At 63.8% G+C, this 14,680-nt stretch carries 8 protein-coding genes and 1 tRNA gene; 6 read left to right on the forward strand and 3 right to left on the reverse strand.

The features are described from left to right. The first annotated feature begins 49 nt into the window (after positions 1–49). Together ACO056_RS10160 and ACO056_RS10165 are read left to right on the forward strand one after the other, a co-directional pair. Complete coding sequence (locus tag ACO056_RS10160; RefSeq protein ID WP_421846302.1) at positions 50–1,156, forward strand: phosphotransferase family protein; 1,107 nt, start codon at positions 50–52, stop codon at positions 1,154–1,156. Further along, positions 1,150–2,217, forward strand: coding sequence for a hypothetical protein (locus tag ACO056_RS10165; RefSeq protein WP_421846303.1), 1,068 nt, complete (start codon positions 1,150–1,152; stop codon positions 2,215–2,217). Before ACO056_RS10160 ends, ACO056_RS10165 begins: the two co-directional genes overlap by 7 nt. Positions 2,218–2,418: 201 nt before the next feature. Here the strand turns inward: ACO056_RS10165 and ACO056_RS10170 are convergent, their stop codons facing one another. Next, positions 2,419–3,405: a peptidylprolyl isomerase gene (locus ACO056_RS10170; protein WP_421846305.1), complete on the reverse strand. Its 987-nt coding sequence runs from the start codon at positions 3,403–3,405 to the stop codon at positions 2,419–2,421. A 76-nt stretch (positions 3,406–3,481) separates the two neighbouring features. Between ACO056_RS10170 and ACO056_RS10175 the strand changes: the two genes are divergently transcribed. Next, a tRNA-Ser gene (locus tag ACO056_RS10175) sits at positions 3,482–3,572 on the forward strand. Between the two features lie 91 nt (positions 3,573–3,663). Here ACO056_RS10175 and ACO056_RS10180 read toward each other — a convergent pair. After that, a complete protein-coding gene (locus tag ACO056_RS10180) occupies positions 3,664–4,353 on the reverse strand; it encodes a dienelactone hydrolase family protein (protein ID WP_421846307.1) in 690 nt (229 codons plus the stop codon). 297 nt (positions 4,354–4,650) lie between these two features. On the opposite strand from ACO056_RS10180, the gene ACO056_RS10185 reads away from it, so the two are divergent. Together ACO056_RS10185 and ACO056_RS10190 are read left to right on the forward strand one after the other, a co-directional pair. After that, entirely contained in the window at positions 4,651–10,170 is a 5,520-nt protein-coding gene (locus tag ACO056_RS10185) for an AAA family ATPase (RefSeq protein ID WP_421846309.1), read from the forward strand. Beyond that, positions 10,154–10,777, forward strand: coding sequence for a response regulator transcription factor (locus tag ACO056_RS10190; RefSeq protein WP_421846311.1), 624 nt, complete (start codon positions 10,154–10,156; stop codon positions 10,775–10,777). The genes ACO056_RS10185 and ACO056_RS10190 overlap by 17 nt, the downstream gene beginning before the upstream one ends. A 9-nt stretch (positions 10,778–10,786) precedes the next feature. Here ACO056_RS10190 and ACO056_RS10195 read toward each other — a convergent pair whose 3' ends face one another. Beyond that, positions 10,787–13,426 (reverse strand): TonB-dependent receptor, encoded by a 2,640-nt coding sequence (locus ACO056_RS10195; RefSeq protein WP_421846313.1) that lies wholly within the window; start codon positions 13,424–13,426, stop codon positions 10,787–10,789. A gap of 389 nt (positions 13,427–13,815) precedes the next feature. On the opposite strand from ACO056_RS10195, the gene ACO056_RS10200 reads away from it, so the two are divergent. Then, positions 13,816–14,628 carry a response regulator gene (locus tag ACO056_RS10200; protein WP_421846315.1) on the forward strand — a complete coding sequence of 271 codons (813 nt, stop codon included), beginning with the start codon at positions 13,816–13,818 and terminating at the stop codon, positions 14,626–14,628. Positions 14,629–14,680 lie beyond the last annotated feature (52 nt).

The raw sequence follows: 14,680 nt of genomic DNA on the forward strand, positions 1-14,680 counted from the left end.
TTCCCAAGTGCCCTCTTGCCTGCCAGCTTGGACGCAGGAGAGAGAACTGATGGCAGAATTTCCAACCACGCCGGGCGAGGTGGATTCCGCATGGCTTGAAGCGCAGCTTGGCAAGGCCGGGCTGCTTGGCCCGGATGGCAACAGGGCGCGGATTGCCGATTTCACGTGGGTGGCCATCGGTACGGGGCAGGTGGGCGATACTGCGCGTTTCAGCCTGACGTATGATCGGCCTTGTGAAGCTCCGCCAACGCTGGCGGGCAAGTTTGCCTCCGCCGATCCGACCAGCCGGGGCACAGCGGCGGCGATGATGCTCTATGTGAAGGAAGTGGGTTTCTACCGCGAGTTTGCCGCCGGGATCGCAGTGCGCACGCCCAAGGTCTACGCCGCCGAGATCAACGCCGAAGGCACGGACTTCGTGCTGCTGTTCGAGGATCTGGCGCCGGAGCGGGGCGGCAATCAGCTTGAGGGCTGCGATCTTGCCGATGCCGAGGCGGCGATCCGGCAGGCGGCGGCGCTCCATGCCGCCACGAGGGGCCTTCCGGCGGTGCTCGGGGCGGATTGGCTCCACGGGCGCGAGGGGCTGCTCGGTGAGATCGGGCGGCTCTATCATCAGGCTCATGCGATCTTCCGCGAGCGGTATGCAGGCCAACTGGCGGCGGATGCCATGGCGCTGTGCGATGAGCTCGATGCGCGGGTGGAGCGCTGGCTCGGCCGTCAGCCTGAGGAGCCTTGCCTGATCCACGGCGATTTCCGGCTGGATAACATGCTGTTTGGTGTGGGGGGCGGGGCGGAGACGATTGCCATCGTCGACTGGCAGACCTGCGCCATCGGCTGCGGAATGACCGATGTGGGCTATTTCATGGGCTGCGGCATCGGCAGCGCGCTCAGGCGGCCTAACGAGGCGGCGCTGCTGGCACTCTATGCCGAGGAGATGGCGCGGCACGGCGCGCCGATTGCGCACGATGCCATGCTGCGGCGCTACCGTATCGGGGCGCTGCATGGGCTGTTCACCGCGGTGTTCAGCGCGGCCTTCGTGGTGCGCACCGAGCGGGGCGATGCCAACTTCCTTTCGATGGCGCGGGGTGCGGCCGAACTCGCGCTCGATCACGATAGCATTGGCGCGCTGGACGCTATGATGGAGACGAAGACATGCTGACCAAGGGCGACGATTTTCCGCTGCACCAGACGCCCGAGCCGGTCGCCTATTCCGGCACCGACCGCAATTTCTACGACCGCTATTTCTTCAACGGCTATGCGCCCGATGGTAGCGATTTCTTCGCGGCGGCCTTCGGCATCTATCCGCACCTGAACGTGGCGGACGCGCATTTCTGCTTTATCCGCAATGGTGTGCAGCATTCGCTTCATGCATCGCGCGAGCTGGCGATGGAGCGGCTGGACCTGACGTGCGGGCCGATTGCGATCCGCGTGGAGGAGCCGCTCAAGCGCCTTTCGATCAGCGTGGAGGGCGAGGGCATTCGCGCCGAGATCGTGTTCACCGGGCGCGCCTTTCCCATCGAAGAACCGCGCTTCATTCACCGCATCGGCCCGCGCACCTTCATGGACTACACGCGGGCAACGCAGAACGGGCACTACACCGGCTGGGTGGAGATCGACGGCGTGCGCACGGTGCTGAAGCCGGGGACGGCGGGCACGCGCGATCGCAGCTGGGGCGTGCGGCCCATCGGCACGAGCGACACGCAGCCGCATGGGCACGGCGTGGTGCCGCAGTTCTTCTGGCAATGGACGCCGATCAACCTGCCCAGCCGCAGCGTGTTCTTCCACATCAACGCCGATGCGCATGGGAGCCCATGGAACACCCGCGCGGTGATTGCGCCCGATGGGGCCGGGCATGACGGTTTCACGGAGACGCCCTCCGCGAAGCTCGACGCGCCGTTGCAGCCGGGGACGCTGTGGCCTGCGGGGGGCAAACTGACCATAGGCGGCGGGGATGAGCCGCTGACGCTGACGTTCGAGCCGCTGGTGCGGTTCCAGATGCGCGGGCTGGGCTATACTTCGCCCAAATGGGGGCATGGCCTCTATCACGGCGTGCTGGAAGTGGAGCGCGAGGATATCGTGCTGGCGGAGGTCGATCCGAAGCGGATGGACAACTTCCATGTGCAGATCGTCTGCCGCGTCACGACGAGTGCGGGCGAGGTAGGGACCGGCGTGTTCGAGCAGCTGATCTTTGGCGCTTACGCGCCGCTGGGGCTGGGCTGAGGGCAGGCGGACAGCGGCCTCTCATCACACACGTCGTCACCCTGAACTTGTTTCAGGGTCTATCGTCCCGCAAGCGCGGTGTTTGCCGATAGAGGGCAAACTGCGCGGCAAGGTGCTCTCATCGCAAGCCTCCGCGCGGGCGGAGAAATGGACCCTGAAACAAGTTCAGGGTGACGGTTTTCTTGGTGGGAGCGGCTGCGTCTACTTCACCCGCCGCACCGGCACCGGCACGTTGCAGATATCCACCCCGCCCGCCGGACGGATGTAGAACGCATCGCGCCGATTGGCCCGCGCGTCGGCATAGGCCGCGAAGCTTTTGCTTTCCGTGGAGAGATACTGGTAGCGCGGCAGATCGGGCACATCGGTGCCGATGCGGATGGCGCGGATCGGGGTGCGCTCCTCCGCCGTCTTGTAGAACCCGATATCGCCGGTGCCGCGCGGCAGGCTGGAGAGGTGCTCCATCCCCTCGATCACCCGGCCGACGACGGCGATGTTGCGATCAAGCTGTCGCGGGGCCTGGCCGATGACGGCGTAGAGTTCGGCGCCCGAGCCGGTATCGGGCGGATAATCGCGGCCGACGCCAACGGTGCCGTAGCAGTGGATGGGCCAAATGGCTGGAGCCTTGCGGTTCTCCCCTATCCCGATTGGAAAACCGTCATAAATAACTTGGAGCTCGCCCACCCTCGTTTGGAATATCGGTGGGGAATAGTAGTCATCATCGCTCTTATGGGTCCGAAAAGATGTGGCGAGTTGCGCTTCGAACTTTTGGGGAGGGGACCCCTCGTATTCTCCCACCGGCACCACCTTCAGCCCCGGCGGCAGCGGCTTCGCCTTCGTCTTGTCCTCGCCATCCGGATCGCCCCATTGCACGACATAGCCGTCCTGCACGCGGTTGACGCTCGTGCCGTCCCACCACTTCGCCGCCGCCAGCTTGCGGATATTGCCGATCCACCCTTGCGAAAACGGCGCAGGCAGCAGCTGGATCACCACCCGCCGCGCTGCGCCCTTGGCATCGGGAGCAAGGTCCATCACCAGCAGATCGGACGGTGCGATGGGTGCCCAGTCTGCGGCGGGCGCGGCTGCGACGATCTCGGTCGGGGCGAGCGCGGGCCCTTGCTTCGGGGCAGGGGCTGCTGTGGCGGCGCATTGGCTGAGCAAGGCGGAGCAAAGGAGTATCGCGTGTTTCATGAAACCGACTTTGCCAGCCTTCGCGCGCTTGCGAAAGCGCTTCCATGCGGTTAGGGCCCGCGCTTCCAGTGCATGCGGAGCGGTGGCCGAGTGGTCGAAGGCGCTCGCCTGGAAAGTGAGTATACGCCAAAAGCGTATCGAGGGTTCGAATCCCTCCCGCTCCGCCATTTAGTCCGGCCTAAATTCCGCGCTCCGGCGCACCCGCCTGGCCGATTGCCCGCGTCGCCCTTGTAGACACGGAAGCAAGTCGCCCTGCAATCAGGCCAGGTGCAGTTTCAGGAACGCGGTGGTGCGGTTTAGGGCCAGATCCGCAGCTTCGGCGTTGTAGTGCGCGCCCGCCTGCCGGGCAAAGGCATGGCCGCTGGCAGGATAGCGCAGGATCTGGGCGTTTGCGTTGTGGCTGAGGGCATGCTCGATGGCCACAAGCGCAGCCGGGGTGACGAGGGCGTCCTCACTGCCGACATGCATCATCAGGGGGATCGATATCCTGATCACTTCGGCAAGATGCCGCTCGATCCTTGGGCCGTAAAAGACAACAGCCGCGTCAATCGGAAGGCGGGCAGCGGCGAGATAGGCCAGTAACCCGCCGAGGCCAAAGCCCATGACACCGATTCTTGCCGATGCATTCGTGGTTTCCCGCACGGCCCGAACAACGGCCGCGATGTCATTCACGCCCCGGTCGTGATCGAATGCGACCGAATGATCCGTGCCCGATCTGTTTTCGCGTTCCGGCTTCGCTAGCGTGTCAATCCCGAGCTCCTCGCGCCAGAACAGATTGGGAGCGATGGCCAGAAATCCGCACGCAGCTACGGCCTCACACTTTGATCTGATATCGTCGTTCAATCCCGAGCTTTCGTGCAAGACGACCACAGAACCACCCGAAGCGCGAGCAACGGCAGGGCGTGCAACGAAACTGGCGAAGGTGCCATCTTCGACCGTTACCTTCATCACCTTGTCCCTTTGCCCTTGCGGCTGGCGAACCCTGTCCGACGGATTTTTCGACGGACATCGAGATAAGGGTATAGTAAAGCTGGATATTTCGAGAATGCACGGTCACCGTCCAGACCGGATACTGCCGCTCGGCATTTGCCGCGGGCGATGATGGTGGCCCTTGGCGAGCCCGTTTTCGCAGCGGGGTGTAAATGTTAGAAGGTGTTAGTCTGTGCGAGCTTCGATTGAAAGCGGGCGGGCCTGCACCGGAATTGCGCTAGTCTTCGCGCACACGTGGACGAGGGGCCTCACGCAATGGACCTGTCGGACTATCGGTTGGAGAAGATCCAGGAAACCTCCGGGTTTGCCCTGTTCCGCGCGCGCGGGCCCGGCGGGACGCCGCAGGTTCTGGTGCGAACCCCCGGCGCGCGCGCGTCTGCCGGATCGGTGCAACTGCGGCTGGAACGCGAATATTCGATGCGGGCCTGGCTTGATCCCGATTGGGCCCTGCTGCCGATCCGTCTGGTCCGCCACGAAGGACAGCCTGCGCTGCTGCTGCGCGATCCCGGTGGGCAGCCCAGCGACAGGATGGTCGGGAAACCCAGCCTGGTCATCCCGTTTCTCAAGCAGGCGATCAGTATTACGCGCGCGCTCGAAACGGTGCACGCGCGTGGTTTGATCCACAACGACATCAACCCCGGCAACTTCTGGATAGAAGAAGCCGGCGGCGTCCGCATGACCGGGTTTGGTCTTGCCAGGCACCACGCCCGGGAGCGCCAGCCGCTGCCGGGCGTGGTGGGCGAAGTCGGCTCGCTGCCCTATATGGCGCCGGAGCAGACTGGGCGCACCAACCGTTCGGTGGACACGCGCAGCGACCTTTATGGCCTGGGCGTCACGCTTTACGAGTTGCTGGTCGGCGCCTTGCCGTTCAACGCCATCGACCCGGCTGACTGGGTCCATTGCCATATCGCGCGCCAGCCTCCGCCGCCGTGTACGCGGATGGACGGGGTGCCGCCGCTCGTCGATGCGATCATTCTGAAGCTGCTCGCAAAGGATCCGGACGAGCGCTACCAGACCGCCTCCGGGGTCCGGCGCGACCTTCAGCAATGCCTTGCCGACCTCAGCGACAAGGGGGCCATCAAGCCGTTCGGGATCGGCGCGCACGACCGCCCGCAGCGGCTGCTTGCACCGGGCAAGCTCTATGGGCGAGCGGCCGAGCTTGCTTCGCTGGTCGATGCTTTCGAGCATGTCGCCAGGCATCGCCAGTTCGAGATGGTCATTATCTCCGGCCATTCCGGCATGGGAAAATCGGCCCTTGTCCATGAATTTGGCCGAACGCTGGAAACATCCGGGGCGTTGTTTGCGACGGGCAAATTCGATCAATACAAAAGGAGCGTTCCCTTCGCGACGCTGTCGCAGGCGTTCGAAGGGCTGCTCAAGCAGATCCTGACCGGAAGCGACACGGAACTGGCGCGCTGGCGCTCGGTGCTGAGCGCGGCGGTCGGCGTCAACGGACAGTTGATGGCCGATCTGTTCCCGAGTCTGTCGCACGTGATCGGACCAACCCCGCCACTCGCGATGGTCTCGCCGCAGGAGGCCAAGAACCGTTTCAATCTGGTGTTTCGGCGCTTTGTCGGCGCCTTCGCGCAGCCGGATCGCCCGCTCATTCTTTTCCTCGATGACCTGCAGTGGCTCGACGCTGCCACCCAGGACCTGCTTGAAAAGCTGGCGGCGGAAGAGCCGATCCCGAGCCTGATGCTTGTTGGTGCCTATCGCCGCGAAGCACTTCAGGCGGCCGATCCACTAGAGGATTTGCTTTCGGCGATCACAAGGGCGCGCGGGAATTTCAGACAGATCGACCTGTCTCCCCTGACAAGCGCGGCGGCCGCCGAATTGACCGCGGCCGCAGTGAACGCTGCGCCGAACGAAATCGCGCCGCTGACCGATCTGGTCTACACCAAGACGCAGGGCAATCCGTTCTTCCTCCTGCAGTTCCTTGCCTCGATCCACGAAGAGGGCTTGCTGCGACTGGACGACGGCTCTGGCAGGCTGACCTTCGATCTGCAGCGGATCCGGGCCGCGTTCATCACCGACAACGTGGCCGATCTGATCGTCGCCAAGCTTGGCCGCTATCCCGCCTCGGCGGTGGACGTGATGAAGATACTTGCCTGCTTCGGCACTGCGGCGCCTGTCGTTCAACTTGCGCAACTGATGGCGCAGAGCGAAGCCGCGGTTGAAAGCGCGCTCCAGATCTTTGTGTACGACAGCCTGCTGCTGCGGGTCGATGACAGCTATTACTTCGCACACGACAGCGTGCGTGAGGCGGCTTACGCGCTGTTTACGCCGGAAGACCGCGCAGAAATGCACTTGCGGGTCGGGCGTTTGCTGACCCGCGGTCTGGCGGCGGCGGATGTCGGGGACGAGGTCTTCACGATCGTCGGGCAGTTCAACCGGGCCGCGGGACTTGTCGTCTCGGTTGAAGAACAGATTCTTGTCGCCGAGCTCAATCTGGAAGCAGGCAAGCGGGCAATTGCTGCCGCCGCCTACGAAACGGCGCTGCGCTATCTGGATGCAGGCTTTACCTTGCTTGGCCCGGCGAGCTGGTCAGCGCATTACCGGCTGAGCTTCGAGCTCATGTTTCATCGCGCGGACTGCAAGTTCATGGCGGGGGATGTCGAGGCCGCGCAGAAGAACCTCGCCTTTCTTGCCGAGATCAGCACCGAACTGGCAGACGAGCCTCGCATCGTGAACCGCCAGATGGTGGTTTGCGCCTATCTCGGCCAATGGGAGACCGCCGTGGCGTTGGCGGTCGCCTGCGCCGAACGCCTCGGTCTGGTGCTTCCGGTCAGCCCCGGACCCGCTGAGCTCAATGATGAATACAACTGCTTTGTCCGCCTCCTGAATGACCGTCCCGTCGAGTCCCTGTTCGAACTGCCGAGCATGACCGATCCGCACTGGCTCCTTGTCATGGACGTGCTGGAATCGCTGATCATCTCCTCGGGCGTGCATCACGAGAACCTGCAGACCCTCACGATCCTGCGGATGGCCAGTATCAGCCTCGAGCATGGGCTCTCGCACGAGAGCGCGCATATCTTTTCCAACCTTGCCGGCCTCGTTCTCGGTTGGCGTTTCGGGGATTTCGCGACGGGCCACCGGTTCGGCCAACTTGCGCTTCGCCTTGCGGACGAGCGCGGTTTCGATCGCTACGCGGCGCGCATCTATGCCGTCGTCTCAGGGACCGTGGGCCCGTGGAGCCTGCCGCTCGCCGATTGCTTTGACCTTGCGATGCGCGCGCTGGAAATGGGGCGGGAGCAGGGCGGTGTCACTTATGCCGGGTATGCCTGGTCGACCGGGCTGACTGCAGCGCTTGGCGGGGGGCGGAGCCTTGGCGAGGTGCACCGGCTTGCCGAGGCCGGTCTGGCGCTGATGACCCGGATGAAATTCTCGCTCGCGGTGGAATTCGTGAACGGAATTCTCGCCATCGTGCGCGGTTTGCGGGGCATGACCGAGACGTTCGGCTCATTCAGCTATGCCGACTTCGACGAGCAGGCCTATGAGGCCTTTCTCGAGCAATCTCCGCACTTGTGGCACGCGCTGGTGCGCTACCGTGTCCGCAAGTTGCAGATGCGCTATTTCGCGGGGGACTGGCAGACTTGCCTTGCAGTGTCCGAGCAGCTCGCCAGCGATATCGAACCGATCAAGGTGTTCGAGCGCGCCGAGTATTGCTTGTTTGCAGCCCTCGCGCGGGCGGCTGTGCTGACCGCTGTCCCGGCCGGTGAGCGCAAGCCGCAGTTGGCGGAACTGGCAATCGCTCAGAAGCAATTGTCGGAATGGGCCGGTCTGTGCGCGGCAAATTTCGCAGCGCGCGCCGCCTTGCTGGCCGCAGAGATCGCGCGTCTGGAAGACCGCGACCTTGCGGCACAGCGCTTGTATGAAGATGCCATCAGCGCGGCTGCGCGGGATGGCCAGGTTTCGATGGAGGCGCTCGGGTACGAACTGGCGGCACGCTTCTATGAGGCGCGCGACTTCCGCACCATTGCGCAAACCTATCTGCGCAAGGCGCGCGCCTGCTATGCGCGCTGGGGTGCCGACGGCAAGGTTGCCCAGCTTGATCGGCTGCATCCAGGATTGGGCCGCGAAGATACTGGCCGGGCCGCGAGCGCGCTCTCATCGGGCGCCCTCGCGGACAATCTCGATCTGTCCGCGCTCGTGGACATCTACCACGCGGTTTCCGGAGAAATCGTGCTGGACCGGCTGATCGAACAATTGATGACGACCGTGGTTGAGCAGGCGGGCGCAGTGCGAGGTGTCCTCCTCTTGCAGCGTGAAGGCGAGATGCAGATTGCGGCTGAGGCGACGACCGGACGTGACGGCGTAGTCGTGGAGCTGCGCTCCTCGCGCGAGCTTGCCGGCGAATTGCCGCTGTCCATGCTGAACTACGTCGTGCGCGCGCTCGAGCCGGTGATCCTCGACGATGCGCTCCACCCCAGCATGTTTTCGAGCGACGTCTACCTGCTCGCGGCCAAACCGCGCTCGATCCTGTGCCTGCCGCTGGTGAAGCAAGGCCAGCTCGTTGCGGTCCTCTATCTCGAAAACTCGCTGTCCTCCCATGTCTTCACGCCCGCCCGCCTCGGCATCCTGCAGATGCTTTCCTCACCGGCGGCGGTATCGATCGAGAATGCGGGGTTGTTTCTCGAAGCGAAGCTTGCGCGCGACCGGGCTCGGCGCGTGAGCGACGAATTGCGCCAGTCGTTCGATATGATCCCCACGCTCGCCTGGCGTGCATTTCCCGATGGACGCTTCGAAATCGCCAACAAGAAGTGGAAGGACTACAGCGGGAGCGAGGTGCCCGGAGCGACCACAGGGGATTTCTGGCCGGGGACTTATCACCACGACGATATCGGGCGGGTCCGTGATCGCTGGCAGAACTTGCTCGCGTTCGGTGTGTCGGGCGAAGTCGAGGCGCGGATCCGGCGATTTGATGGCGAATTTCGGCGCTTCCTCTTCCGTGTTGAGCCGATGCGCGATGAAAGCGGCGCGATCGTCAAATGGTATGGCACAGCCGTGGATATCGAGGACTTCCGGCGGGCGGAACAGGCTCAGGAGGCACTGGCGCGGGTTTCGCGGATAACCGCCCTTGGCGAGCTTTCGGTGTCGATCGCGCATGAGGTCAACCAGCCGCTGATGGCGGTGGTGACCAATGCGGCGACCTGCCTCAGGTGGCTGGCGGAGGAGCGGCTCAATGTTGCTGAGGCGCGCCGTGCCGCGGAGCGGATCATCAACGACGGGCACCGCGCCGGCGACGTGATCGCGAGCATTCGCGCGCTCGCCAAGAAGGCGGCCCCTGAGATGGTCGCGCTCGACCTCAATGACGCGATCCTCGAGGTCGTCCAACTGATGCGCAACGAGCTTGATCGGAACAAGATCACGGTTGAAACGCGGTTGGACCGCACGCTTGGCTGCGCGCATGCAGACCGGGTGCAGATGCAGCAGGTCATTCTCAACCTGGTCCTCAACGGGATCGAGGCGATGAGCGCGTCGGGCGGCCGGGTGCGCAAGCTGGTGATCCAGTCGAGCGCGGGGAGCGACGGCGAACTCACCATTGCGGTATCTGATACGGGCAAGGGGCTGGACCCAGCCTTGAAGGACCGGGTGTTTGAAGCCTTTTTCACGACCAAGGCAGGCGGCATCGGCATGGGCCTTTCGATCTGCCGGTCGATCATCGAAGCGCACCGGGGGCGGATGACGGTCAGCGCAAATCGGCCGCGAGGCGCGACCTTTGCATTTACTCTGCCTGCCTTGGTCGAGGAGCAGGCCGTTGCAAACGCAGGCTGAAGCCGCCGGCAAGATCGTTGCCATCATCGATGACGATCTGGCCGTGCGAGAGGCTTTGGGCGGGCTGTTCCAGTCGATCGGCCTCACCGCCGACCTGCATGGCTCGGTCGATGCTTTTCTTGCCGCGGCTGACGGCGACCGGGCGGATTGCCTTGTCGTCGATGTCCGCTTGCCGGGCAAAGGGGGGCTCGAATTCATCGAGGAGCTTGCGCGGGCCGGCACGCGCCGGGCGATCGTGTTTATAAGCGGGCATGCCGATATCCCGATGGCCGTGCGCGCCATGAAGGCCGGGGCCATCGATTTTCTGACCAAACCGGTACGCGAACAGGAACTGCTCGAGGCCGTTCAGCGCGCCATCGAAGCGAACCGCAAGCGCCGCGCCGAGGAGGCGCGCACCGCGGACGCGCATGCCCGCTACGCGCTGCTGACGCCGCGTGAACGTGCGGTGATGAGAGAGGTGATTACCGGAAAGCTGAACCGCCAGATCGCGGCAAGCATCGGCATCTCCGAAGCCACGGTCAAGCTGCACCGCAGCCAGATCATGCGCAAGATGCAGGCCGGCTCGCTGATCGAGCTTGTGCGTCTGGCCGACCTGCTGGTCAGCTGAAGCTCCTGCTCAAAACTCGAAGGCAAGCTGCGTGAACCACATCCGGGGTTCGCCGGTGAGGGTGTAGACATCCCCTATGATCTCGAAGGCGCTTGCCGAACTGACCCTGTAATTCTTGTCGGCGAGGTTTGTAACGCCCGCCGCAAGGCTGAAACGCGATCCGCCGACGCGGCGCCAATCGATGCGTAGATCGGTGATGGTATAGCCCGGGGCGGTGTAGGGATCGCTCGTCGCGTAGCCGAATACGGTCGGCTGGATCAGCGGCTGAACTCCCGCGAGCTTGGAGGTATTGGCCACAGCTACGGCATCGACGTAGGGCCCGCGGTGATAGATGTTCGCGGCGAGCGTGATGTCCTGCCCCAGCCATTGCTGCAACTGCAGCGACGGGCGGATGGACCATTGCCACTTTGACGTATTGGCAAAGCGATCTGGCGTGAAGGCGATGGCTTTGCCGTCAATCGTGAGCAGGCCTGCAGCGTGATCGATAGTGACCGGCGTCGAAGGTGCCAGACCGGCGCACTGGGGCCGCCAGAATTGAGCGCTGCAATTCGATACTTCTGACCAGTTCGAATAGCGGGCGTTGGTGTAGGCCAGATTGCCAGCCAGCGTGAACCAGCTGACCGGCGAAACCGACCCTTCGATCTCGACCCCGTCGATCCTGGCGTTGGCGAGGTTGGTGGTCACGGTCTGCGCCGTACCCGGTATGACCTCGCCCTCCTGAATATTCGCGTACCACGTGTGGTAGTAGGCCGCGTTGATCTGCCCCTTGATCGAACCAAGCGACCACTTGCTCTTGATCCCCGCTTCGAAATCCCGCGCGCGTTCGGGACCGAATGTCCGCTGCGAGCTTCCGGGATCGGCGACGGCATTGATGCCGCCCGTCTTGTAGCCGCTGCGATGCGCCGCATAGAACAGGACGTTGTCGCTTGCCTGCCAATCGACCGAGACATCGTACGATCCGTTGGCCGGCAGATCGACGACGGTGCTGACGATCCCCGCGCCGGCTGCGGGCATCTCGCCATAGACGGGGACGGCGATCTGCCTGCCGTGGAATGGCACGCGGTAGCTCGCCTTGGCCGTCGTATCGGTGCGCGTATAGTCCCAGGTTTCGCGATAGCCGCCCGCTATGTGCAGGTTGGGCAGCACGGCGAACGAGGCATGGCCGAACACGGCGTGGCTGCGGATGGTGGTGCGGGCCATCGAGGCGCACGGGGCTGCCACGTTGACCGAGGCGCAGAAGGCGGCGCTGGCCGGATCGCCGGAAAGCGAGCCGAAGACGATGAAGGGCCGGCTGCTCTCCCGGAAGGTCCGCGATCCGCCATCGAGCAGGAACCCGCCCAGCAGCCATTGCAGCTTCCCGGCAAAGGCCTTGCCCTGAAGCTGGATTTCGTCGGTGAGCGTGCGTTCGGGCCAGCCGCCGGTCTTGGCGCACGTGCCGGCGGCGCTGGTCGTCCCCGGCGTGAAGCGGCATTGAAAATCGAGCAGCGGCAAGCTGGTCGCGTCCTGATCATAGGTCGCCCCTTGCACGGTTTGCCAGCGCAGCCCGAAGATGTTCTTGAATCGCAAGCTGTCTGAAACGTCCCACGTTGTCTGGTTGATCACGCTGCGGTTGTTGGTCTCGTTGGTCAGCCCATAGTCGGTGAACATCGTCCGCGGTCCGGCAGCGAGCTGTTTTGCGAAAGCGCCCGAAAGCAACTGCGCGAAGGTCTGCCCCGCCGGGGGCGCGGAGCCGGTCCAGAATTCGTAGGCAGCGGCAATCGAGGGCACGCTGGCAGGCGCCAGATTGCGTACCGCGGGGTTCATGAAGCGGGGGTCGATGTAGTAGAGCGGAGAGCCGGTGCCATTGCTCCGGATGCGATCAGCCGCGAACACGGTGTAGTTTTCAATGGTATCGGTCGGCCGCCAGATCGTGGACACCCGCAGGCTGGCGTTATCGAGGTTGTTGAGGTCGGAGGTCGTTCCATTGGGGTGGATGCCTTTGATCCACCCATCGCGATTGCGCACCTGAATCGCCACGCGGGCGATCAGGCGGTCGTCGATGACGGGAAGATTGATGGCACCTTCAAGCTGGTAGTAGCCGCGATTTCCGGCCTCAGCGGAGAGATATCCGCCAAATCCGCTTGTCGGGCGCCGGGGTTCGAAAAGAACCACACCGCCGGTTGATGTCTGGCCGAAGAGAGTGCCTTGCGGGCCCTTGATGACCTGGATGTTGGCGAGATCGAAATAGGTCAGCGGTACGCTGGGTACTTCCGCAAAGTAGGGGATCACACCGGGCTGTCCGGCAAACGCGGTGCCCTGGCCGCGAAGGGTGAAGTTCACCGAAGTCAGCGCTCCGATCGGCGCGCCGCCAAGCCCGGCGACCTTGTTGAGATCGAGCGGCGTGTTGATCGCCAGCCGGTCGATGGCTGCTCCGTCCACCACGGTGATGGCGACAGGGACGCGCTCGGCCTTTTCGCCGATCCGGCGGGCCGTGACGACGATGTTTGCAGCTGTATCCTGATCGGTCGTTCCGGGTGCGGGCCTATCCTTGGCAAGCGCCTCGCCGGAGCTTTCGATCAGGCCCCATGCCAGAACAAGCAGGCAGGCTGCGCGGAAGCGCGTTTCGCGGGCTGCGGAGCGACGGCCGTCAGATGTGTCTCTTGCGCGCACGGAAACTCCCCCAGCATGGCATTTCAAGGCCTAATCGGGAGGGCGGTGCAGCGTGAATTAGCGGCTGCTAGGGTGGGTTATATTTTGTTAGACTCCCATTTTCCATCTGTACTGCGCGCGGGAATCGCTTTGAAATGTCAGGCGAATGATCAGTGCTAGCGGCGCTGGTCATGCCGGATTGAAAAGAAGGACGATACCACCTCCGACCAAAGTCTAGCCTGACTAGCCATGAGGGCTAGGCGGAGCCGCCGAGGGGATGATTGCAGGCATGCATAGCAGCACGCTAACGTTGGTTATCGGGAGAGCGCTGAGTCGATGCAGCAGGCTTCGCTTGGGCATGACCGCTGAAGCCAGCACCTGCTCCGACCCGGCAACACAGCGAGGCCGCAATGCTTGAGCAGCAGCAACCAGCACCTGCAGCCGCTGACACGGCTGTTCTGCCTTCGAGGGAGAGCGGCGTTGACGGCGTCAGGGCGGACCCGGTCCTGCGGTTTCGGCGCTTTACCGTCTTGCCCAATGCGCGGCAATTGCTGGCGGACGGGGCTCCGATCGAACTCGGCAGCCGTGCATTCGATCTGCTGGTCGTGCTGCTGCGATCGCAAGGGCAGATCGTGACCAAGGCCGAAATCTTCAGCCATGTCTGGCCATCGACGACCGTTGAGGAAAGCAACCTTCGCTTCCAGATGGCAACCTTGCGAACCGCGCTTGGCGATGACCGCGATGTGATCAAGACGATCCCGGGCAGGGGCTATCTGCTGATTGCGGAGCCCTTTCCCGACATGCAGGTCGTCCATGCGCCCGCAACCGCTCCTGCCTGCGGCGTTCCGGCCGGGTCCGCCCGCTCGCGGACAGTGGCCATCATTGATGACGATCTCGGCGTGCGCGAAGCGCTTGAAGGGCTGCTCCTGTCAGCCGGGATTGCCGCCGAGAGCTATGGCTCGGTGCAGGAATTCCGGGATCGTCCCTCGCCGCAGCAGCCGGCATGCCTTGTGCTCGATGTCTGGCTTCCCGGGATGAGCGGTATCGACTTCAACAGCGAGCTGGTTCGTGACGGAACCCAGCCGCCGGTCATTTTCATCAGCGGACATGCGGATGTCCATACCTCGGTGCGCGCGATGAAGGCAGGCGCGCGCGAGTTTCTGACCAAGCCCGTGCGCCATCAGGATTTGCTAGATGCCATTCAGGAAGCGATCGGGGAATGATGGGCGTCTTGGGCAAGCGGCAGGCGGCCCGCCGCAGCGGCCCTCGTTGACC

Origin of the sequence: Novosphingobium sp., from assembly GCF_965228995.1 — a bacterium.
GTDB lineage: Bacteria > Pseudomonadota > Alphaproteobacteria > Sphingomonadales > Sphingomonadaceae > Novosphingobium.